19 protein-coding genes are annotated in these 21,051 nt (G+C 70.7%); 16 read left to right on the top strand and 3 right to left on the bottom strand.

The window, feature by feature from the left end; translation table 11 throughout:
- Window positions 1–70: 70 nt before the first annotated feature.
- Genes ACFYTT_RS07540 through ACFYTT_RS07520 form a run of 5 tightly spaced genes read left to right on the top strand, consistent with a single transcriptional unit; the run spans window position 71 to window position 4,147 of the window.
- The gene (locus tag ACFYTT_RS07540; protein WP_176092526.1) at window positions 71–1,072 is read left to right on the top strand and encodes a hemolysin family protein; all 1,002 of its coding nucleotides are present in this window, start codon (window positions 71–73) and stop codon (window positions 1,070–1,072) included.
- Between the two features lie 33 nt (window positions 1,073–1,105).
- On the top strand, window positions 1,106–2,131 hold the full coding sequence (gene trpS / locus ACFYTT_RS07535; RefSeq protein WP_387258057.1) for a tryptophan--tRNA ligase: 1,026 nt from the start codon (window positions 1,106–1,108) through the stop codon (window positions 2,129–2,131).
- A gap of 49 nt (window positions 2,132–2,180) precedes the next feature.
- Window positions 2,181–2,726 carry a 2'-5' RNA ligase family protein gene (locus ACFYTT_RS07530; protein ID WP_236145582.1) on the top strand — a complete coding sequence of 182 codons (546 nt, stop codon included), beginning with the start codon at window positions 2,181–2,183 and terminating at the stop codon, window positions 2,724–2,726.
- A 3-nt stretch (window positions 2,727–2,729) separates the two neighbouring features.
- A complete protein-coding gene (locus ACFYTT_RS07525) occupies window positions 2,730–3,653 on the top strand; it encodes a YihY/virulence factor BrkB family protein (protein WP_131051662.1) in 924 nt (307 codons plus the stop codon).
- A gap of 56 nt (window positions 3,654–3,709) precedes the next feature.
- A complete protein-coding gene (locus tag ACFYTT_RS07520; RefSeq protein WP_131051661.1) occupies window positions 3,710–4,147 on the top strand; it encodes a hypothetical protein in 438 nt (145 codons plus the stop codon).
- A 129-nt stretch (window positions 4,148–4,276) separates the two neighbouring features.
- Here the strand turns inward: ACFYTT_RS07520 and ACFYTT_RS07515 are convergent, their stop codons facing one another.
- Together ACFYTT_RS07515 and ACFYTT_RS07510 are read right to left on the bottom strand one after the other, a co-directional pair.
- Complete coding sequence (locus ACFYTT_RS07515) at window positions 4,277–5,908, bottom strand: glycoside hydrolase family 13 protein (protein ID WP_387258056.1); 1,632 nt, start codon at window positions 5,906–5,908, stop codon at window positions 4,277–4,279.
- 205 nt (window positions 5,909–6,113) lie between these two features.
- On the bottom strand, window positions 6,114–7,196 hold the full coding sequence (locus ACFYTT_RS07510; RefSeq protein WP_236145581.1) for a LacI family DNA-binding transcriptional regulator: 1,083 nt from the start codon (window positions 7,194–7,196) through the stop codon (window positions 6,114–6,116).
- 326 nt (window positions 7,197–7,522) lie between these two features.
- On the opposite strand from ACFYTT_RS07510, the gene ACFYTT_RS07505 reads away from it, so the two are divergent.
- The 11 genes from ACFYTT_RS07505 (at window position 7,523) to ACFYTT_RS07455 (ending at window position 19,997) form a co-directional block, all read left to right on the top strand.
- Window positions 7,523–8,827: an extracellular solute-binding protein gene (locus ACFYTT_RS07505; RefSeq protein ID WP_387258055.1), complete on the top strand. Its 1,305-nt coding sequence runs from the start codon at window positions 7,523–7,525 to the stop codon at window positions 8,825–8,827.
- Window positions 8,828–8,927: 100 nt separating this feature from the next.
- A complete protein-coding gene (locus tag ACFYTT_RS07500) occupies window positions 8,928–9,947 on the top strand; it encodes a carbohydrate ABC transporter permease (RefSeq protein WP_131051657.1) in 1,020 nt (339 codons plus the stop codon).
- Window positions 9,947–10,807 carry a sugar ABC transporter permease gene (locus tag ACFYTT_RS07495; protein WP_387258054.1) on the top strand — a complete coding sequence of 287 codons (861 nt, stop codon included), beginning with the start codon at window positions 9,947–9,949 and terminating at the stop codon, window positions 10,805–10,807. Before ACFYTT_RS07500 ends, ACFYTT_RS07495 begins: the two co-directional genes overlap by 1 nt.
- Before the next feature lie 50 nt (window positions 10,808–10,857).
- Entirely contained in the window at window positions 10,858–11,199 is a 342-nt protein-coding gene (locus ACFYTT_RS07490; protein WP_131051655.1) for a hypothetical protein, read from the top strand.
- 274 nt (window positions 11,200–11,473) lie between these two features.
- Window positions 11,474–12,538 carry a BMP family protein gene (locus ACFYTT_RS07485; protein WP_131051681.1) on the top strand — a complete coding sequence of 355 codons (1,065 nt, stop codon included), beginning with the start codon at window positions 11,474–11,476 and terminating at the stop codon, window positions 12,536–12,538.
- Between the two features lie 19 nt (window positions 12,539–12,557).
- The gene (locus ACFYTT_RS07480; protein WP_387258053.1) at window positions 12,558–14,435 is read left to right on the top strand and encodes an ABC transporter ATP-binding protein; all 1,878 of its coding nucleotides are present in this window, start codon (window positions 12,558–12,560) and stop codon (window positions 14,433–14,435) included.
- 156 nt (window positions 14,436–14,591) lie between these two features.
- A complete protein-coding gene (locus tag ACFYTT_RS07475; protein WP_131051654.1) occupies window positions 14,592–15,914 on the top strand; it encodes an ABC transporter permease in 1,323 nt (440 codons plus the stop codon).
- A 3-nt stretch (window positions 15,915–15,917) separates the two neighbouring features.
- Window positions 15,918–17,201 (top strand): ABC transporter permease, encoded by a 1,284-nt coding sequence (locus tag ACFYTT_RS07470; RefSeq protein WP_176092531.1) that lies wholly within the window; start codon window positions 15,918–15,920, stop codon window positions 17,199–17,201.
- A gap of 16 nt (window positions 17,202–17,217) precedes the next feature.
- Window positions 17,218–17,931, top strand: a complete 714-nt coding sequence (locus tag ACFYTT_RS07465; protein WP_131051652.1) for a cytidine deaminase — start codon at window positions 17,218–17,220, stop codon at window positions 17,929–17,931.
- A complete protein-coding gene (locus ACFYTT_RS07460) occupies window positions 17,928–19,208 on the top strand; it encodes a thymidine phosphorylase (RefSeq protein ID WP_131051651.1) in 1,281 nt (426 codons plus the stop codon). Before ACFYTT_RS07465 ends, ACFYTT_RS07460 begins: the two co-directional genes overlap by 4 nt.
- Before the next feature lie 108 nt (window positions 19,209–19,316).
- Window positions 19,317–19,997, top strand: coding sequence for a DUF4272 domain-containing protein (locus ACFYTT_RS07455; protein ID WP_387258052.1), 681 nt, complete (start codon window positions 19,317–19,319; stop codon window positions 19,995–19,997).
- Here ACFYTT_RS07455 and ACFYTT_RS07450 read toward each other — a convergent pair.
- Entirely contained in the window at window positions 19,994–20,983 is a 990-nt protein-coding gene (locus ACFYTT_RS07450; RefSeq protein WP_176092532.1) for a putative RNA methyltransferase, read from the bottom strand. The two genes, ACFYTT_RS07455 and ACFYTT_RS07450, sit on opposite strands and share 4 nt — an antisense overlap.
- Window positions 20,984–21,051: the final 68 nt, after the last annotated feature.

The following is a 21,051-nucleotide window of genomic DNA, read 5'->3' as shown; positions in this document are numbered from 1 at the left end:
ACCACGACCGACCATTTCTGAACAGAGTCGAACACCACCGTGCCGCCTTCCGCTGACTACCATCACTGTCATGCGGGCAGCGCGTCGGCGCGGACCCAGGCGACGGGGCGCACAGCGGTCCCGCCGCCAGCCCGGGCCGGTGGCCAGAGCCGTCGCCCGGGTGGTGGTGCGGGCCGCCGACGGCACCCTGCGACTCGTCACCGACCTGCTCGGCGCCGGGTCGGCCGCCGGTCGGGAACGCATCAGCGAGGCCGAGCTGCGCGACCTGGTCGCCGCGAACACCGTGCTCGACCCGGTCGGTCGTCGCATCATCGACGAGGTGCTGGTGGCCGGTGCCAGCCTGGTCCGCGAGGTGATGATGCCCCGCACCGAGGTGGTGTTCCTCTCCGCGGCGCTGACCGTCGCCGAGGCCGCACCCCTGGTCCGCGCCGGTACGCACACCCGCTATCCGGTGGTCGACGGCACCCACGACGACGTGGTCGGTGTGGTGCACCTGCGCGACGTGCTGCTGCGTCCGGACCGCGACCCGGGCACCACCGTCGGCGAGCTGGCCCGGGAGATCAAGCGCCTTCCGGCCAGCAAGCGGGTGCTCGCCGCGTTGACCGAGATGCGGCGGGAGGGGCACCACCTGGCCGTGGTGATCGACGAGTACGGCGGCACCGCCGGCATCGTCACCTGTGAGGACCTGGTCGAGGAGCTGGTCGGCGAGATCCACGACGAGTACGCCGACTCGCCCGAACCGGCTCTCGCCGGGCTGCCCACGGTGGTCGACGGACGGCTCAACCTGACCGACTTCGCCGAGCGCACCGGCGTGCACCTGCCGCACGGGCCCTACGAGACGGTGGGCGGCTTCGTGATGGCGGCGCTGGGTCGGTTGCCCGCAGCGGGCGACGAGATCCCGGTGCCCGGGGCGGGCGACGATCCCGCCGCGTCCGGCGGCTGGCTGCTGCGGGTGCTCACCCTGGAGGGACGCCGGGTGGCCCGGCTCGCGGTCACCGTCGCCCGCCTGCCCGAACAGCGTCGCGATCCGGGCGGCGTCGCCGAGCGGGCGCGACCTGCCGGCCCGTCATGACGGACGCCGGGTGTTGCTGACAGAATCGGCGGCATGTCCGACGTTCCCGCCCGCCCGCGCGTCTTCTCCGGCATCCAGCCGACGGCCGACTCGTTCCACCTCGGCAACTACCTGGGCGCGGTCCGGCACTGGGTGGCGTTGCAGGAGTCGCACGACGCCTTCTACTGCGTGGTCGACCAGCACGCGATCACGGCGGGACACGAACCGAAGGTGTTGCTCCAGCGGTCGCGGACGGCCGCCGCGCAGCTGCTCGCCGTCGGGCTGGACCCGGAACGCTGCACCCTGTTCGTGCAGTCGCAGGTGCCCGAGCACGCGCAGCTTGCCTGGGTGCTGGGCTGCATCACCGGTTTCGGCGAGGCGAGCCGGATGACCCAGTTCAAGGACAAGTCGCAGAAGCAGGGCAACGAGCGCGCCAGCGTCGGGCTGTTCACGTACCCGATCCTGCAGGCCGCGGACATCCTGCTCTACCAGGCCCACGCCGTGCCGGTCGGCGAGGACCAGCGGCAGCACCTGGAGCTCTCCCGGGACCTGGCGCAGCGGTTCAACTCGCTGTTCGGCAAGACCTTCACGGTGCCCGCGCCGCACATCGTGAAGGAGACCGCCAAGATCACCGACCTGCAGGACCCGACGGCCAAGATGTCGAAGTCGTCGTCCTCCCCGGGCGGCATCGTGGACCTGCTGGAGGACCCGGCCCGCTCGGCCAAGAAGATCCGCTCGGCGGTCACCGATACCGGTCGGGACATCGTCTTCGACGCCGAGACCAAGCCGGGCGTCTCCAACCTGCTCACCATCTTCTCCGCGTTGAGCGGGCGCGGCATCGACGACCTGGTCGCCGCGTACGCCGGCAAGGGCTACGGCGACCTCAAGAAGGACCTCGGCGAGGTGGTGCGGGAGTTCGTCACGCCGATCCAGCAGCGCACCCGCGCGTACCTCGACGACCCGGCCCAGCTCGACAAGCTCCTCGCGGGCGGTGCGGAGAAGGCCCGGGCGGTGGCGGCGCCCACGCTGCGCACCGCGTACGAGCGGGTGGGTTTCTTCCCGCCGGTACGCGGCGAGTAGTCGCCCGCGCGAGGGCGAGCAGTCGGTGGCCGGAGAGGTGACGCGGAGCGTGGATCAGGGCAGCGGTGTCCCGTCGACCGACGACATCGTCCAGATCGGCATCGCCGTCGACATCCCCGAGCCGTGGGGCGGCGAGCTGACCCGGCGCCGACTGGCCTCCGGCGACCCGAACACGGTCCCGGCCCACGTCACCCTGCTCGGGCCGACCGAGATCCCGGTGTCCGCGCTGGCCGCGGTGGAGGGGCACCTCGACCGGGTCGCCGCCGAGCACCTGCCGTACACCCTGCACCTGCGCGGCACCGGCACCTTCCGGCCGGTGACGCAGGTGGTCTTCGTGACGGTGGCGGCCGGCATCAGCGAGTGCGAACTGCTCGCCGCCGCCATCAACGCGGCCCCTCAACTTCGCCGTGAGCTGCGCTTTCCCTACCATCCACACGTGACGGTGGCGCAGGACGTCGCGCCGGAGGCCCTCGACCGGGCGTACGAGGACCTCGCCGACTTCTCCGCGATGTTCGAGGTGGAGGGCTTCACCCTGTTCTCGCACAGCGGGCAGACGCGGTGGCAGCCCCGCCGGTACTTCCGGCTGGGCGGCTGACCGGTGAACCTGCTGGGACGGGTCGAGGCGGGCGTCGACCGTGGCCTGCGGAGCGCCCGGCACCGCTCCCCGGCCTTCGGGCATCTGTGGCGGGCCGGGGTGCGCTACACCGACCTGCACGGCGGGCGGTTGGCCGCCGCGATCGCCTACTACGGCTTCTTCGCGGTCTTCGCCCTCGCCCTGGTGTCGTACGCGGCCTTCGGCGCGATCCTGGACGAGAACGACGAGCTGCGCGCGGGGGCGGAGGAGTTCCTCCGGGAGAACCTGCCGTTCCTCGATCCGGCGCAGGTGGCCGAGAGCAGTGGCACCGTCGGCGTGGTGGGCCTGCTGATCCTGATCCTGACCGGGATCGGCTGGGTGGAGGCGATCCGGTCCTCGCAGCGGCTGATCCACGGCCTGGACCAGCACCCCGGCAACCTGGTCGTCCGCCGGTTGGTCGACCTCGGCGTACTCCTCGTGGTCTTCGTGCTGCTCGGCGTCTCGGTGGCGGCGGTCGACGCGTTGGAGACGCTGCTGCGGTTCCTGCTGCGCAGCACCGGCTCCGTCGGGCTGACCACGGTCAGCGCGGTGCTCAGCGTGGTGGTGAACGCGGTGCTGGCGACGCTGCTGCTGGTGGCGGTGCCCCGGCTGCGGATGAGCCGGGCCCGGTTGCGGCCGGTGGTGCTGCTCGTCGCGGTCGGCATCACGCTGCTCAACACCGTCGGGCGGTTCTGGGTGGGGCGGGTGGAGCACAACCCGGCGTACACCGTGGTGGCCACCGCCGTGGGCCTGCTGGTCTATCTCTACCTGCTCAACCAGTTGGTGCTCTTCGGTGCCGCGCTGGCCGCGACCAGCCGACGCGGCCAGGTGGTCGACCTGGCGAGCCGTCCCCGGCCCGTCGACCTCGACGTGGAGAGCGATCCCGGTACCCCTGGCGGGGCCGGTTGACCGTGATGTGTGGGGAACCCGCCCCCACCTCGTCGGGCACCGACGATGATGGGCCCGTGGGGGCACTTGTGACGTTGGACCTGCCGAGCGACTCACCGATGCTCGACCTGCCGTGGATCATCACGTTCGGGCCGCTCGGAGACGCCGACGAGTGGGAGCCGGTGGTCTGCGGGCCGTACGAGCGGCCGCACGCGCTGGCGCTGGCCGAGGCGGTGGTGGCCGAGGAGTCGTTGATGGCGGTGGTCGAGCCGCTGGTGCCGGCGGTGAACGTGGCGCAGATCCGTGGTGAGATCGCCGCCGCGCAGCTCGCCGCCACCGACGAGACGGTCCGGGTGGACCAGGCCGACCTGTACGGCGACTACGAGGACACCGTCGACGAGGAGGAGATGGCGGCGGCCGAGCGGGAGGAGACGGGCGGGCCGCTGCCGGTGCCGGACGAGGACGAACTGCGGGCCGGCTTCGCCCGCATCGCGACGCGGCTCCCCGGAGGCTGACGAACCACCCGGCACCGGTGCCCGGACGTCGTCGTCCGGGCACTGGTGCCCGCACCGCACCCCCCACCACAAGGGGTCGTCGTCCCGGTCATCCCGGCGGGGACCAGGTCGTCGGGGGTGATACCCCGGTCAGCGCCGTTCGAACCAGGCGGCCGTGTCACCCGGGAGCAGGTGGCCGCCGTCGCGTTCGGTGAGCGGCGCGCTGGCCACGAGCGGCGTGCCGTACCCGTCGATCAGCACCGGCGAGTCGCCGGTGTTCACCACGCAGGTCAGCACCACGGAGTCGACCTCCCGGTGGAACGCGAGCACGTCCGGGCCGGTCTGGCGCCAGGTGATGCCGCCGACGCCGGCCAGTGCCGGATGGGTGTGCCGGATCCGCAGCGCCGCCCGGTACAGCTCCAGGGTCGAGCCGGGCACGCCGGCCTGGGCGGCGACCGAGAGGGACTGCCAGGTCGCCGGGGCCGGTAGCCAGCTCAGCGCGCTGCCGGCCGGTCCGAAGCCGTACGGTGCCAGGTCACCGCTCCACGGGATCGGCACCCGGCAGCCGTCGCGGCTCTCGCCGGTACGCAGGAAGGCCGGGTCCTGACGCAGCTCGTCGGGCAGGTCGAGCACCTCGGGAAGCCCCAGTTCCTCGCCCTGATAGAGGTAGGCGCACCCGGGCAGGGCGAGCATCAGCAGCGCGGCGGCGCGGGCCCGGCGCAGCCCGACCTCCCCGTCGCCGTACCGGGTGACGTGCCGTTGCCGGTCGTGGTTGGAGAGCACCCAGGTGGTGGGGGCGCCGACGATGGTGGACTCGCCCAGCGCGGTGTCGATCACCTTGCGGAACGAGTCGGCCGACCAGGTGGCGTCGAGGAAGTCGAAGCTGAACGCCTGGTGCAGCTCGTCCGGGCCGATGTAGCGGGCCAGTCGCTGCGGGGTCTCCGCCCACGCCTCGGCCACGGCCATCCGGCCGCCGGGGTAGCTGTCCAGGATGGGACGCCAGGTGCGGTAGATGTCGTGCACCTCGTCCTGGTCGAAGTAGGGCAGGCGGCCCTTGCCGAGCAACTCGGACTGGCGACGGCCGGTGGTCATCGAGCTGAAGCCGACGTCCGGCAGGCCGTCCGCCTTGATCATGCCGTGGGCCACGTCGATGCGGAACCCGTCGACGCCCCGGTCCAGCCAGAACCGCAGGACGTCCTCGAACTCGGCGCGTACCTCCCGGTGGCGCCAGTTCAGGTCGGGTTGGGTCGGGTCGAACAGGTGCAGATACCACTGGCCGTCGTCGATCCGCGTCCAGGCGGGGCCGCCGAAGATGCTCTCCCAGTCGTTCGGGGGCTGCGCACCGTCTTCACCCCTGCCGTCGGCGAAGAGGTACCGCGCCCGCTCGGCCGCGCCGGGGGCGGCGGCCAGCGCGGCCTGGAACCACGGGTGCTGGTCGGAGGTGTGGTTCGGGACCAGGTCCACGATGATCCGCAGCCCGAGCGCGTGCGCGTCGGTGATCATCGCTTCGAAGTCGCCGAGGGTGCCGAACATCGGGTCGACGTCGCGGTAGTCGGCCACGTCGTAGCCGCCGTCGACCATCGGCGAGGTGTAGAAGGGGGTCAGCCAGAGCGCGTCCACCCCGAGGTCACGCAGGTAGGGCAGACGTTCGCGGATGCCCTGGAGATCGCCGATGCCGTCGCCGTCGGAGTCGGCGAAGCTGCGGACGTAGACCTGGTAGACGACGGCGGATCGCCACCAGTCGGCGTCGGAGGTCAGCGGCGACGGAGTGCTGGCGGTCATCGGGTGTTCCCCGTTCTGTGGTGCGGGACGGCGGCACCCGGGCGTGGGCGAGGTGGCGCGGGTGTCTGAGAAGGATGCCGCCCCGCCTCTGCAAGAGTCAAGCATTTCTTGCGCAAGGGGGGCGGTGGATGTGCCGCTCCGAAGGCGGCAGGCGGCCGGAATCAGCCCGACCTTCACGCCAGGCGGAGGTGGCAGGTGTCCGGCGTCACGCCGGGATCGACAGCACCGGCGACGCCGGTCGCCGACCCTGGCCGCCCTGCGGGGCGCTGTCGTCCCGACGGGCCACCGCGGTCGAGCCGCGCACCACCAGCTCGGGACGGAAGAGGTACTCCGAGCGCGGGGCGGCGTGGCCGTTGATCTCGTCCACCAGGGCCCGGACCGCGGCGACCGCCATCGCGGTCACCGGCTGGCGCATGGTGGTCAGCGGCGGGTCGGTGAAGGCCATCAGCGGCGAGTCGTCGTAACCGACCACCGACAGGTCCTCCGGGACGGAGAGTCCGCGCTGCCGGGCGGCCCGGATCGCGCCGAGTGCCATCAGGTCCGAGCCGCAGACGATCCCGGTGACGCCCCGCTCGATCAGGCGGCCGGCGGCGGCCTCGCCGCCCTCCACGCCGAACAGGGAGAGTTCGGTGAGCTCGCGCAGTTCGTCGTCGTCGAGCTGGACGAGGCGCGCCATCGCGGTCTTGTATCCGCTGACCTTGCGCTGCACCGGCACGAACCGGTCCGGCCCGGTGATCAGGCCGATCCGACGGTGGCCCAGGGCGCCCAGGTGCGAGACGGCCAACTCCGCCGCCTCGCGGTCGTCGCAGGAGACGAAGGGCGCCGGGATGCCGGGGGCATATCCGTTGATCATGACGATCGGCAGCGGCCGGGCGATCAGGGTGCGGTACCGGTCGTGGTCGGCGGCGGTGTCGGCGTGCAGCCCGGAGACGAAGACGATCCCGGAGACCTGCCGGTCGAGCAGCATCTCCACGTACTCGTCCTCGCGGACACCGCCGGGGGTCTGGGTGCAGAGCACCGGGGTGAACCCGGTCGGGGCCAGCGCCGACTCGATGATCTGGGCGAAGGCGGGGAAGATCGGGTTGTCCAACTCCGGCACCACCAGGCCGACCAGCCCGGCGCTGCGCTTGCGGAGCCGGGCGGGGCGCTCGTAGCCGAGCACGTCGAGGGCGGTCAGGACGGCCTGCCGGGTCTCGGGTGCCACGCCGGGCCGGTCGTTGAGCACCCGCGACACCGTGGCCTCGCTGACGTCGGCCTGCTGGGCTATGTCGGACAGGCGAGCGCGCATGGCCGCACTGTAGCTCACCCTCAACTTCTTGCGCAGTGGTCGGCAAGAACTTGCAGAAGTGGGCAGCAGGCGGCGGTTCGCTCTCACATCGGCGCTGTCGCAACGGCCTCCATCGGGACGGTGGGTGTGTTTCCGGTGTGCAGAGCGTGATCCAGTCGCCGTCTGCGGGCGGCTGGACCGTTGGGAAATGCCGGTAAGGCCGCAGTTGTGGAGTGGTCGGGTTGCGGATCCAGCGCGGTTGTTGCGGTGATGTTCGCAAGGGGTTTCGAGTTACGCAAGTTCTTGCTACTGTCCCGCCGACACCCGGCAGGAATCTAGGAGCGAACATGCGTCGCACAGCCAGGGGGATCGCCGTACTCGCCTCCGCCACCCTCGCCCTCTCCGTCGCCGCCTGCGGCGGCGGAGAGGACAACCCGGCTGATGGGCAGTCCACCGTCGACCCCGCTTCCCTCACCGCAGAACTGACCTGGTGGGACACCTCGGACCCGCAGAACGAGGGCCCCGCGTTCCAGGAGCTGATCGCCAAGTTCAACCAGACGCACCCGAACGTGAAGATCAACTATCAGTCGGTCCCGTTCGGTGAGGCGCAGAACAAGTTCAAGACCGCCGCGCAGGCCAAGAGCGGCGCTCCGGACATCCTCCGCGCCGAGGTGGCCTGGGTGCCGGAGTTCGCCTCGCTGGGCTACCTCTACGCGCTGGACGGCTCCGAACTGCTCGCTGACTCCTCGGACTTCCTGGAGACGCCGCTGGCCTCCAACAGGTTCGACGGCAAGACGTACGGCGTCCCGCAGGTCACCGACAGCCTGGCGCTGATGTACAACAAGGAGCTGCTGAGCCAGGCCGGCGTCGACGCGCCGCCGAAGACCTGGGCGGAGCTGAAGACCGCCGCGCAGGCGGTCAAGGAGAAGACCGACGCCGAGGGCGTGTACGTCAACCCGGCCGGCTACTTCATGCTGCCGTTCATGTACGGCGAGGGTGGCGACCTGGTCGACACCGCGAGCCAGAAGATCGTCATCAACTCGGAGCAGAACGCGGCCGGACTGGCGATCGCCAAGGACCTGATCACCAGCGGTGCGGCTGCCAAGCCGTCCGCCAACGACGCCTACGGCACCATGATGACCCTCTTCAAGGAGAAGAAGGTCGCCATGATCATCAACGGCCCGTGGGAGGTCAACAACGTCACGACGGCCCCCGGCTTCGGCGGCCTGGAGAACCTCGGCATCGCCCCGGTGCCGGGCGGCTCGGCGCGGGCCGGTGGCCCGGTCGGCGGCCACAACTACGTGATCTGGTCCGGCATGCCGCAGGAGAAGGTGGACGCCGCCGTCGCGTTCGTGAAGTTCATGAGCTCCGCCGAGTCTCAGGCGTTCCTGTCCGAGAAGCTCGGCCTGCTGCCGACCCGCACCTCCGCGTACGCCCTCGACGCGGTGAAGAACAATCCGGTCGTGGCCGCGTTCCAGCCGGTCGTGGAGGCCGGTGTGGGCCGGCCGTGGATCCCCGAGGCCGGTCAGTTCTTCGGCCCGCTCGACCAGATGGCCACCGAGGTCCTGATCCAGAACAAGGACCCGAAGGCCGCGCTGGACACCGTGGCCCGGAAGTACAAGGCCGAGGTCGTGCCCGGCTACGGGCTCTGACCGCCCGCGCCGGCTCCGGCCGGTGACCTTTCGGCACCCGGCAGGGTCGCGCGGCCGTCGCGGTCGCGCGCCCCTGCCGGACTTCTCCTCGGGAGCGCTGATGACCACCGTGACAGCCGACCCGGCGCCGTCGTCCACGACGCCGCCCGGCCGGTCCGCTCGAACGTCCCGGCTGCGCCGCAGTTGGGACAAGCACTGGTACGCCTGGGCGATGGTGCTGCCCGTCGTGATCGTCCTGGCGGTACTGATCTTCTACCCGCTCTTCCGCGGGATCTGGCTCTCCTTCACCGACCTCACCGAGGCCAACCAGGTCGCCGAGATCTGCACCAAGTCGATCACCGGCAGCGAGGTGTGCCGGGACAACCCCAACAAGTGGGAGTTCGTCGGCCTCGACAACTACGTCCGGGTCCTCACCGGCCAGGTCGGCGACTTCTGGCAGTGGACCGGCGTCACGCTGATCTGGACGTTCGTCTGCGTGGCCTGCCACTTCGGTCTCGGCCTCGGGCTGGCCACCATGATCAACCGGCCGATGTGGGGCCGCAGCATGTACCGGGTGCTGCTGGTGCTGCCCTGGGCGGTGCCCGCCTTCGTCAGCGCCTTCGCCTGGAAGTTCATCTTCAACGAGCGCTTCGGCCTGGCCAACGCCCTGCTCTCGGCGGTCGGCATCGACCCGGTCTCCTGGTTCGCCGACCGGTGGACGGCGCTGCTGACCGCCATCGTCACCAACATCTGGCTCGGCGTGCCGTTCATGATGGTGGCCCTGCTCGGCGGGATGCAGACCATCCCGTCCGAGTTGTACGAGGCGGCCGAGATCGACGGCGCCTCGCCGTGGCAGCGGTTCGTCAACATCACCCTGCCCGGCCTGCGTCCGGTCAGCATGACCGTGGTGCTGCTCGGCACCATCTGGACCTTCAACATGTTCCCGATCATCTTCCTGGTGACCGAGGGGCAGCCGGCAGGGCAGAGCGAGATCCTGGTGACCGGTGCCTACCGGGCGGCGTTCGAGGGCATCCGCAACTACTCGCTCGCCTCCACGTACGGCGTACTGATCCTGTCGATCCTGCTGGTGTTCTCGATGTTCTACCGGCGGGCCCTGCGCAAGCAAGGCGAGGTGTGGTGATGGCGCAGGCACGCAGACCCGCGCAGGCGCGCAGTCGCCGTTCGCCGCTGAAGTCGGTCCTGCTGCACGGCACGTTGATCCTGGCCTCGCTGATCGCGGTCGGCCCGATCGCCTGGGTGCTGTTGTCGTCGCTGAAGCCCGGGTACGCGATCCAGAGCAGCGAGCTGACGCTGTTCCGGGACACCACGCTGGCCAACTACAGCTACGTGCTGACCAGCACCAACTTCCCCCGGTGGTTCCTCAACTCGGTGATCGTCGCGGCGTTCACCATGGGGATCGGCATCTTCCTGTCGGCCACCACCGGCTACGCGGTGTCCCGGTTCAACTTCCCGGGTCGCCGGCCGCTGATGATGGTCTTCCTGGTCACCCAGATGTTCCCGGTGGCCATCCTGATCGTGCCGATCTACACGATCATGGCGCGGCTCGGGCTGATCAACACGATGCCCGCGTTGATCATCGCGTACCTGACCATCGCGGTGCCGTTCTGCGCCTGGATGTTGAAGGGCTACTTCGACTCCATCCCGACCTCGCTGGACGAGGCGGCGGCGCTGGACGGGTGCGGTCCGTTCGCCACCTTCTGGCGGGTGGTGCTGCCGTTGGCCCGCCCGGCGGTGGCGGTCACCGCGTTCTACACCTTCCTCACCGCGTGGGGCGAGGTGGCGTACGCGTCGGCCTTCATCCAGACCGACAACAAGTTCACCCTGGCCTACGGCCTCCAGCAGTTCGTGCCGCAGTTCAACCCGCAGTGGGAGTACCTGACGGCCGCCGCCGTCCTGGTCACCGTCCCGGCCGGGCTGGTCTTCTTCGTCGCCCAGAAGCACCTCGTCTCCGGCCTGACCGCGGGCGGCACGAAGGGCTGACCGGAAGGCCCTCTACTACAAACCGTCGTTGATAGGGCAGGATGGGTCGGGTGGAAGCACTTCGACTCATCCTCCTCTACGGCCACCTGATCGGCTTCGCGCTGCTGCTCGGCGGCGCGATCGCCCAATACCTCACCGGCAAGATCCGGATCAACGCCGCGATGCTCTGGGGCGCGGTGATCCAACTCGCCACCGGCATCGGACTCTCCGCCCCGCTGCGCGACGGCGACGAGCCGGCACCGGCGAAGCTTGTGACGAAGCTGGTGTTCGCGCTGCTGATCTTCGTAATGGTCTTCTTCTCCCGCAAGCGGGACGAGGTGAACCGTGGGCACTTCCTCGCCATCGTGGGATTGACCCTGGTCAACGCCGCTGTCGCGGTCTTCTGGCGGTGAGCGGCGAGCCCGTCGATCGCCGCCGGAAAGGGACTTAACGGACGCACCTTCGCCCGCCTGTCGCCACCCTGAGTGATCTGCCCCACCGGAGCATTACGTACGGGTAACAGGCCTCCAACAGTCCTGCACGATTGTCGTTCGGCAGGTGGGCGCGGGCGTACGCTCTGCGTCCGTAACGTGGGATGCCGGCGGCACAGCGCAAGCCGGTTCAAGGGAGCCACCGCAACCACGCGGTGTGCAGTGGGAAGGAGACGTCTTGCGCTCGGTGCGTGGGATGCGGATCGCCTCGGTCATCGCGGCGGGTGGGCTCGTACTGAGCGCCGCCGCCTGTGGCGAGGCCCCGGATGAGGACAACAACGCCGGTACGGGCGGCGAGAAGTACGTCGCCTGTATGGTCACCGACGTCGGCGGCATCGACGACAAGTCGTTCAACGCCTCGGCCTGGAAGGGTCTCGAGGAAGCCAAGGCCGAGAACAGCAACGTCGACATCAAGTACGTCGCGTCCAAGGCCGAGGCGGACTACGAGCCGAACCTCACCCAGTACGTGAACCAGGACTGCAACTTCATCCTGGCCGTCGGTGGCCTGATGGGTGACGCCACCAAGAAGATCGCCGAGGCGAACACGGACCAGCAGTTCGCGATCGTCGACGCCAACCCCGGGGTGGGCAACGTCTACCCGATGGAGTTCGACACCGCCCAGGCCGGCTTCCTCGCCGGATACGTCGCCGCCGGCATGAGCGAGAGCGGCAAGGTGGCCACCTACGGCGGCATGAAGATCCCGCCGGTGACCATCTTCATGGACGGCTTCGTCGACGGCGTCGCGCACTACAACCAGGCCAAGAGCGCCGACGTGCAGGCCCTGGGTTGGAACAAGGAGACCCAGAACGGCTCCTTCACCAACGACTTCATCAAGCAGGACGAGGGCAAGAAGGTCAGCGACGCGCTGGTCGCCCAGGGCGCGGACATCATCATGCCGGTCGCCGGCGGCGCCGGCCTCGGCACCACCGGTGCGGCCAAGGCCTCCGGCGGCAAGTACAACACCATCTGGGTGGACGTCGACGGCTGCGAGAGCACGCCGGACTGCTCGGCGATCATCACCACCGTGGTGAAGAACATCCCGGGCGCCGTCAAGGAGGCCGTGCTCAAGGCCGCCGGTGGCGAGAAGCTCAACGCCGAGGAGGGCTTCGTCGGCACGCTGGCCAACGACGGCGTCTCGATCGCCCCGTACCACGAGTTCGAAGGCAAGGTCCCGGCCGAGCTCAAGGCCGAGGTCGACAAGCTCAAGGCGGACATCGCCGCCGGCACCGTCAAGGTCGAGTCGGCCGCCCAGCCGAAGTGACCCGTCACCGGTCGCCCCGGTGAGACGATCACCGGGGCGACCGGTACGCGGAGCCCATGATCCGGCCGCTCCGGCGCGGGGAGACCCGCGCTCGGGGCGGCCGGTCCGCGCCCCCGGTCGGGTCCCGGCCGCACACCGTCCGCCAGCAGCTACGCTGCACCATCGCTTCGCACTCCAGGAGGTTGCGCTGAGACTCGAACTGCGCGGCATCACCAAGCGGTTCGGTGATCTGGTCGCCAACGACCACATCGACCTGACGGTGGAGCCTGGAGAGATCCACGCCCTGCTCGGCGAGAACGGCGCGGGCAAGTCGACCCTGATGAACGTCCTCTACGGGCTCTACCAGCCCGACGAGGGCGAGATCCTGGTCGACGGCACGCCGCTCAAGCTGCGCGGCCCCTCCGACGCGATCGCCGCCGGCATCGGCATGGTGCACCAGCACTTCATGCTCGTACCGGTCTTCACCGTCACCGAGAACATCATGCTCGGCGCCGAACAGGTGCGCGGCGGCATCGCCGGATTCCTGGACCGGCGCCGCGCGCGCCGCGAGGTCGCCGAGGTCTCGGAGCGCTACAACCTGCGGGTCGACCCGGACGCGGTGATCGAGGACCTGCCGGTCGGCGTCCAGCAGCGGGTCGAGATCGTCAAGGCGCTGACCCGCGACGTCGACCTGCTCATCCTGGACGAGCCCACCGCGGTGCTCACCCCGCAGGAGACCGAGGAACTACTCACCGTGATGCGGTCGCTCAAGGCCGCCGGCAAGTCCATCGTGTTCATCACCCACAAGCTCGGCGAGGTCAAGGCGATCGCCGACCGGATCACGGTGATCCGGCGCGGTAAGACGGTGGGCACCGCGTCGCCCGACGCCAGCCGGGACGAGCTGGCCGCGCTGATGGTCGGCCGCAGCGTCCGGCTCACCGTGGAGAAGGCGCCGGCCACGCCGGGCGAGCCGGTGCTGGAGATCTCCGGCCTGGTCGTCGACGACGACCGGCAGGTCCGCGCGGTGGACGGCGTCGACCTGACCGTACGCGCGGGCGAGGTGCTCGGCGTCGCGGGCGTGCAGGGCAACGGGCAGACCGAACTGATCGAGGCGGTCATGGGGCTGCGCCCGGTGCTCGCCGGGACGATCAGCCTCGACGGTCAGCGGGTCGACGGCTGGAGCACCAAGAAGGTGCTGCGCGCCGGGGTCGGCTACGTCCCCGAGGACCGCAGTGTCGACGGCCTGGTCAAGGAGTTCAGCGTCGCCGAGAACCTGGTGCTGGACATCTACGACCGGCCGCCGTTCGGCAGCGGGCTGTCGCTCAAGCCGGACGCGATCGCGAAGTCGGCGCAGGAGCGGATCGACCAGTTCGACGTCCGGACCTCGTCGGCGCAGGCGCCGGTGGGCACGCTCTCCGGCGGCAACCAGCAGAAGGTGATCGTGGCACGGGAGCTGTCCCGGCCGCTCAAGCTCTTCATCGCCGCCCAGCCCACCCGGGGCGTGGACGTCGGTTCGATCGAGTTCATCCACAGCCAGGTCATCCGCGAGCGTGACGTGGGCACCGCCGTGCTGGTGGTCTCCAGCGAACTCGACGAGGTGATCGGGCTGGCCGACCGGATCGCGGTGATGTATCGCGGCCGGGTCATCGGCATCGTCGGCCCGGACACCCCGCGCGAGGAGATCGGTCTGCTGATGGCGGGCATCACCCCCGACGCGACCGGCGGTTCCCCGGAGAGCACCCCAGCCGCCGACGGCACCGCCGTGGCGACCATCGACCGGGACGACGCAGCGGTGACCGACGCGGACGCGGCGAGCGCCGACGGCACGACCGCGACCACCGACCGCGACGTCACGGCCACCACCGACGGCGTGGCCCCGGCCCCCGAGGGTCCCGGCAACGAGGACGAGAAGGCATGAGCGAGCTCTGCGAGCGAATCATCAGGCTCAGTGCGGTGGTGCCTCATGACGGTACGGAGCGAAGCGGAGTGCCGGCATGAGCGAGCTCTGCGAGCGAATCATCAGGCTCAGTGCGGTGGTGCCTCATGACGGTACGGAGCGAAGCGGAGTGCCGGCATGACCACTTCTTCCCAGCCTGGCTCGCCGGACAAGGAACCGGCGAGCGAGGAGCAGGCCAACCGGACGGCGATCGGCAACACCGAGCGCGCCGAGACGGCCACCACCGGGCAGTCCCCGCAGGGACGGCCCACCCTGGGTCGGCTGTTCCTGGAGAACCTGTGGGCGGCCAACACGTTCACCGTGACGCTGCTGTCGCTGGTGCTGGCGATGGTGGTCGGCGCCATCCTCATGATCATTTCTGATCCGGACGTGTTGGGCACCTACGCCTACTTCACCGCCCGCCCCACCGACGCGCTCAACGCGAGCTGGACGCTGGTCAGCGAGGCGTACGCGAACCTGTTCAAGGGCAGCGTCTTCGACCCGGCCGCCACCACCGTCAACGCGGCGCTGAGCCCCATCTCGGAGACGCTCACCTACACCGCGCCGCTGGTCTTCACCGGCCTGTCGGTAGCGCTCGCCTTCCGGGGCGGCCTGTTCAACATCGGTGCCCAGGGTCAGGCCACCATGGGCGTGATCCTGGCCGCGCTCGCCGGGTTCCTGCTGCCGCTGCCGCCCGGCCTGCACCTGCTGGTCGCGGTGCTGGCCGGTGCGGTCGGCGGCGCGATCTGGGGTTTCATCCCCGGCATCCTCAAGGCGCGGACCGGCGCCCACGAGGTGATCAACACGATCATGCTCAACTACATCGCGGTCTACTTCCTGACCTGGCTGATCGTGCAGAACGGCGTGCAGGACCCGAACCGCACCGACGCGATCAGCCGGCCGGTGGACGCCTCGGCCCAACTGCCGCGCCTGTTCGGGGACGGGCTGCGGGCGCACGCCGGGATCATCCTCGCCGTGCTGGCCACCCTGGCGGTCGCCTGGCTGCTCAACCGCTCCACGCTCGGCTTCGAGCTGCGCGCGGTCGGCGCCAACCCGGACGCCGCCCGCACCGCCGGCATCAGCGTCACCCGGACGTACGTGCTGATCATGGTCTTCGCCGGGGCGCTGGCCGGACTGGGCGGCTCGCAGATGGTGCTCGGCACCACGGCCGCCGCCCTGACCCCGCTGGTGGTCGCGCAGATCGGCTTCGACGGCATCCTGGTAGCCCTGCTCGGTCGCGTGAAACCGTGGGGAGTTGCGCTGGCCGCGCTGCTCTTCGGCGCGTTGCAGGCCGGCGGCAACCGGATGCAGTCGTACTCGGGGATCTCGCTGGAGCTGGTCACCGTGCTCCAGGCGCTGATCGTCATCTTCATCGCCGCGCCGGCCCTGGTGAAGGCGATCTTCCAGCTCCGGGCGGCCCGCGCCGCCCGGTTGCAGACGAGCCTCGCGAAGGGCTGGTGAGGCATGTCCACCATGGCCGTCCCCGACGTCGCGGTCGCGCAGGTCGACGAGGGCTTCTGGACCCGGACCCGCAAGGTGGGCCTGGTGCTGTCGGCCCTCGGCCTGCTGGCCACCGTGCTGTTCGGCGCGCTCGCCACCGGTGAGCAGGCCCGCTTCACGCTCAGCGAGGACTCCGCCGGGGCCGCGTTGGAGATCCACGGGACGGTCGGCGCGGTCCTCTTCGGACTGATCGCGCTGGCCGCCGGGGCGGCGATGCTCGCCACCCGCCTGCCGAAGCGCTGGTTCGTCCCGGTGCTCGCCGTCGGTCTGGTCGCCTTCGTGCTCTCCTTCCTCTGCTGGCAGGTCTCCGCCGCACCGACCGGGCAGAACTTCATGCCGCTGGTCAACATCGTGCGCGGCACGTTCCTGCTCGCCCTGCCGTTGATCTTCGGTGCGCTGGCCGGTGTGCTCTGCGAGCGCTCCGGCGTGGTCAACGTGGCCATCGAGGGGCAGTTGCTGATGGGCGCGTTCAGCGGCGCGCTGTTCGGCAGCATCAGCGGCAGCATCTGGGTGGGCCTGGTCGCCGCCGCGATCGGCGGCGCGTTCATCTCGCTGCTGCTCGCCGTCTTCTGCATCCGCTACCTGGTCGACCAGGTGGTCATGGGCATCGTGCTGAACCTGCTCGCGGTCGGCATCACCGGCTTCCTCTACGAGCGGCTGATGCAGACCGACGCGGCGCGCTACAACAGCGCCCCCCGGTTCAGCAACTGGGAGATCCCGCTGCTCTCCGACATCCCGGTCCTCGGGCCGGCGCTGTTCCAGGCGAACATCTTCCTCTATCTCGCCCTGCTGCTGGTGCTCGTGATCCACATCGCGCTGTTCCGCACCCGGTGGGGTCTGCGGACCCGCTCGGTCGGCGAGCACCCGACGGCGGCGGACACCCTGGGCGTGAAGGTGCTGCGGGTGCGCTACCGCAACGTACTGCTGGCCGGGGTGGTGGCCGGCATCGGCGGCGCGTCGTACACGCTGGCGCTCTACTCGTTCACCAAGAACATGATCGGCGGTAAGGGCTTCATCGCCCTGGCCGCACTGATCTTCGGTCGGTGGAGCCCGACGGGGGCGCTGCTCGCCGCGCTCTTCTTCGGCTTCGCCGACCAGTTGGCCACCTACCTGGGCGCGATCAACAGCATCATCCCCGGCCAGTTCCTGGCCATGCTGCCGTACCTGGCGACGATCCTGGCCGTGGCCGGGCTGGTCGGCCGGGTCCGGGCACCCGCCGCCGACGGCAAGCCGTACATCAAGGGCTGATCCAGGGGAGCGCAGCATGGAGATCGACTGGGCGCGGTTGCGCGCCGCCGCCACCGAGGTGATGCGGCACGCGTACGTGCCGTACTCGAAGTTCCCGGTGGGCGCGGCGGCACTCGTCGACGACGGCCGGGTCGTGGTGGGCTGCAACGTCGAGAACGCCGCGTACGGTGTGGTGCTCTGCGCCGAGTGCGGCGTGGTCTCCTCGCTGCACGCCACCGGCGGAGGCCGGATCGTCGCGCTGTCCTGCGTCGACGCCACCGGTGAGCCGCTGATGCCGTGCGGGCGCTGCCGGCAACTGCTCTGGGAACAGGGCGGGCCGGAGTGTCTGATCGAGGCCAGGGGCGGTCCGCTGCGGATGGCGGAGCTGCTGCCGCACGCCTTCGACGTGGCCGACCTCGACGCGGTCACCCGGGAACGGCCGGTGCCGGTGGTCCCCGACCGACTGGCCGCCTGGCGCGGACGCGGCACCGTCTTCGTGCACCCCGACCTCTCCGCCGGCCAGCAGATCTGGACGGCCTACTGGGAACGGTCGGCCGGCGACGACGCGGGCGCTGAGACCGGGGTGCTGGAGGAGGCGCCGACCTGGGACGACCCGGCGGAGGCGATCACCTGGGGGTTGGCGCGTACGCCCCGGGTCGTGGTGGTGGACGCGTCGGGCACGATCTTCTGGGCCGGTGAGGGCGAGCCGCCGGTGGAGATTCCGGTGCGGTGGGATGGGACTCAAGGGTGAGTGTGTTTACTGCGGTGGACGTGATTCGGGCGAAGCGGGATGGGGGAGTGCTCTCCGACGCGCAGATCGACTGGGTGGTGGACGCGTACACCCGGGGGGCGGTGGCCGACGAGCAGATGTCGGCGCTGGCCATGGCGATCCTGTTGAACGGCATGACGGGACCGGAGATCGCCCGGTGGACGGCCGCGATGATCGCCAGCGGCGAGCGGCTCGACCTGTCGTCGGTGTCCCGGCCGACCGTGGACAAGCACTCGACCGGTGGTGTCGGTGACAAGATCACCCTGCCGCTCACCCCACTGGTGGCCGCGTGTGGCGCGGCGGTGCCGCAGCTCTCCGGGCGCGGCCTCGGGCACACCGGCGGCACGCTGGACAAGCTGGAGTCGATCCCGGGCTGGCGGGCCGCGCTGAGTAACGAGGAGTTCACCGCCCAACTGCGCGATCTCGGGGCGGTGATCTGCGCCGCCGGGTCGGGGCTGGCCCCGGCCGACCGCAAGCTGTACGCGTTGCGGGACGTCACCGGCACGGTCGAGGCGATCCCGCTGATCGCCAGCTCGATCATGAGCAAGAAGATCGCCGAGGGCACCGGCGCGCTGGTCCTCGACGTGAAGGTCGGCTCCGGCGCGTTCATGAAGTCGGTCGACGATGCCCGTGAGCTGGCCCGGACCATGGTGGAGTTGGGCGGCGCGCACGGCGTCCGCACGGTCGCCCTGCTCACCGACATGTCGACGCCGCTCGGCCTGGCCATCGGCAACGGGGTCGAGGTCACCGAGTCGGTCGAGGTGCTGGCCGGCGGTGGCCCGGCCGACGTGGTGGAACTGACGCTGGCACTGGCCCGGGAGATGCTCGACGCCGCCGGGCTGCCCGACGCCGATCCCGCCGCCGCCCTGCGCGACGGGCGGGCGATGGACGTGTGGCGGTCGATGATCCGCGCACAGGGCGGTGACCCCGACGCGCCCATGCCCACCGCGCCCGAGGTCGAGGTAGTGCGTGCCGAGACGGACGGCTACGTCGCGACCGTCGACGCGTACGCCATGGGGGTGGCCGCGTGGCGGCTCGGCGCCGGCCGGGCGCGCAAGGAGGACCCGGTCAGCGTCCCCGCCGGGGTGCTGTTGCACAAGCGGCCCGGTGACCCGGTGCGGGCCGGTGACCCTCTCTACGAGCTGCGTTCCGAGAGTCCGGAGAGGATTCCGGGGGCGCTGGCGGAGGCGGCCCGGGCGGTGACTCTCGCGGCGACACCGTCGGTCCCGAATCCACTGGTCCTCGAACGGGTGGAGTGAGTCCACCCTGGTCGCGCCCCATGGTGCCGGGCCGGTCTGGCCGCTATCCTCGCAGGCCAGGGGGGACAATCGGCGCCCGAGACATCATGACCAGACAGGGATGTTGCCGTGATCGTGCCTGCCCCCGACCCTCGCGAGGTGCGTGAAGCGAGCCTGGAGGAGCTGTCCCGGCTGCGGCTGCCACTGCCGCCACCGCAGTTCCCGCTGGTGTGGGAGCCCGGCGACGAGATCGAGTTGCGGCCGACCTCGGAGGTCGAGGCGCGGATCGCCGTCCTGCACCTGATCCAGGCGCGCTGCTTCGGTATGCCGCCGCAGGCGGCGATGAGCTGGTTGCTCGCGTCGCACCTGTTGGAGATGGTCACCCCACCGGAGTTCCAGTTCGTCACCGGCGCCAAGGGCGACCACCGTTCGTTCGTGCTGCACCACGACGCGCTCTTCGCCCTGACCTGGGTGCTCGGCCTGACCAAGCAGCTCGATCCCACGCTGCCGGTGGACGAGCGGCTGGTGGAGCGTCTGCCGAACATCGTCGAGGGGGAGACCTTCCGGCGCTGGCAGGCCCGCATCCTGACCGCGCCGCAGCATCCGGCCGACGCCGCAGCCCTGCTCGACCTGCACTACTGCCTGGACTGGGCGTACCTGGAGGTGAGCCGGGCCGGGCGGTTGTTGCCGGGGCTGGTGGACGCCAACGCCATCGGCCAGCGCCGTTGGGCGCTGGAGTGGGCGGTGATGCTGCGCGGGCCGTACCACGACGAGCCCCCGGGCTGGGAAGAGGTCGACCTCTCCACCTAGGGACGCGGGCGGTACACGCCGAGCCGGACCGAGACGGTCACCCGGACCGGCTCGCCGAGGGCGGTGATCCGGTCGGCCAGCCCGGCCGGGTCGGTGTGCCAGGCGCTCGGGCCCATGCCGACGAGTGTCCGCACGTCCGCACCGGTCAGGCGCAGCTCCTGTCGGTGCGCGGTGTGCGACTCCTCGACGAAGTGCCCGCCGAGGCCGGCGGCGACCCGGTCCGCCTTGGCCGGGTCGACCCGGAGCAGGTCGAGCGCGTCGACCAGCTCGGTGAGGTGGTCGACGGCCGGCGTCACCACCAGCAGCCGCCCGGTCGGTGCGAGGACCCGGTGGAACTCGGCGCCGTTGCGGGGCGCGAAGACGTTCAGCAGCAGCGCCGTCGACGCGTCCGCCAGCGGCAGACGCTGCCAGGTGTCGGCGACCGCCGCGGTGATCCGGGGGTGCGCCCGGGCTGCCCGGCGCAGCGCGGGCTTGGAGACGTCCAGGGCGAGACCGACGGCCGCCGGCAGCGCCGCCAGCACCGCGGCGAGGTGCCGACCGGTGCCGGCGCCCGCCTCCACCACCAGCGGGTACGCCCCGACGTCGTCGGTCGGGACATCCTGGTGCGGCCCCTTTGCTCTGCTTACCTCGGCGCAACAGACACGCCCGGAAACCGGTGCGTCCGTTGAAGCAGAGCAAAGGCAGCGCGGGACACCTGGGTGCGGGGTGGCGGCCTGCCCGGTGACGCGGGTGGCGGCCTCGGCGAGGGCGGCGGAGATCAGGTCGTAGTGGCCGGCGGCGAGGAAGTCCGCCCGTGCGGCGACCATCTCCGCGCTGTCCCCGCCGTGCGGGGCGCGGCCGGCGAGCAGGTTGACGTAGCCCTGCCGGGCGATGTCGAAGCTGTGCCGACGCGGACACGTCAACGTGCCGGCGGCACCGGCGGAGACCTCGCCCAGTGGGTCTGCGCAGACCGGGCAACGCAGCCGCTCGACGACGCGAGTTTCCATCACCACAGCAGGTCGCAGGCCAGATCCACGCTCCCGAGCGTACCCAGCGGTCCGCTGCGGACTAGGGT

This window comes from Micromonospora sp. NPDC003816, from assembly GCF_042874705.1.
Taxonomy (GTDB): domain Bacteria; phylum Actinomycetota; class Actinomycetes; order Mycobacteriales; family Micromonosporaceae; genus Micromonospora.
The sequence above is the reverse complement of the archived record's forward strand: the minus strand, read 5'-3'. Positions and strand labels throughout refer to the sequence as shown.

What these genes read in the sequence shown, in the direction of transcription:
- trpS (WP_387258057.1), top strand. Translation starts at nt 1,106, where the DNA reads ATGTCCGACGTTCCCGCCCGCCCGCGCGTCTTCTCCGGCATCCAGCCG.
- ACFYTT_RS07510 (WP_236145581.1), bottom strand. Translation starts at nt 7,196, where the DNA reads ATGCGCGCTCGCCTGTCCGACATAGCCCAGCAGGCCGACGTCAGCGAG.
- ACFYTT_RS07515 (WP_387258056.1), bottom strand. Translation starts at nt 5,908, where the DNA reads ATGACCGCCAGCACTCCGTCGCCGCTGACCTCCGACGCCGACTGGTGG.
- ACFYTT_RS07495 (WP_387258054.1), top strand. Translation starts at nt 9,947, where the DNA reads ATGGCGCAGGCACGCAGACCCGCGCAGGCGCGCAGTCGCCGTTCGCCG.
- ACFYTT_RS07500 (WP_131051657.1), top strand. Translation starts at nt 8,928, where the DNA reads ATGACCACCGTGACAGCCGACCCGGCGCCGTCGTCCACGACGCCGCCC.
- ACFYTT_RS07540 (WP_176092526.1), top strand. Translation starts at nt 71, where the DNA reads ATGCGGGCAGCGCGTCGGCGCGGACCCAGGCGACGGGGCGCACAGCGG.
- ACFYTT_RS07505 (WP_387258055.1), top strand. Translation starts at nt 7,523, where the DNA reads ATGCGTCGCACAGCCAGGGGGATCGCCGTACTCGCCTCCGCCACCCTC.
- ACFYTT_RS07470 (WP_176092531.1), top strand. Translation starts at nt 15,918, where the DNA reads ATGTCCACCATGGCCGTCCCCGACGTCGCGGTCGCGCAGGTCGACGAG.
- ACFYTT_RS07465 (WP_131051652.1), top strand. Translation starts at nt 17,218, where the DNA reads ATGGAGATCGACTGGGCGCGGTTGCGCGCCGCCGCCACCGAGGTGATG.
- ACFYTT_RS07475 (WP_131051654.1), top strand. Translation starts at nt 14,592, where the DNA reads ATGACCACTTCTTCCCAGCCTGGCTCGCCGGACAAGGAACCGGCGAGC.
- ACFYTT_RS07450 (WP_176092532.1), bottom strand. Translation starts at nt 20,983, where the DNA reads ATGGAAACTCGCGTCGTCGAGCGGCTGCGTTGCCCGGTCTGCGCAGAC.
- ACFYTT_RS07485 (WP_131051681.1), top strand. Translation starts at nt 11,474, where the DNA reads ATGCGGATCGCCTCGGTCATCGCGGCGGGTGGGCTCGTACTGAGCGCC.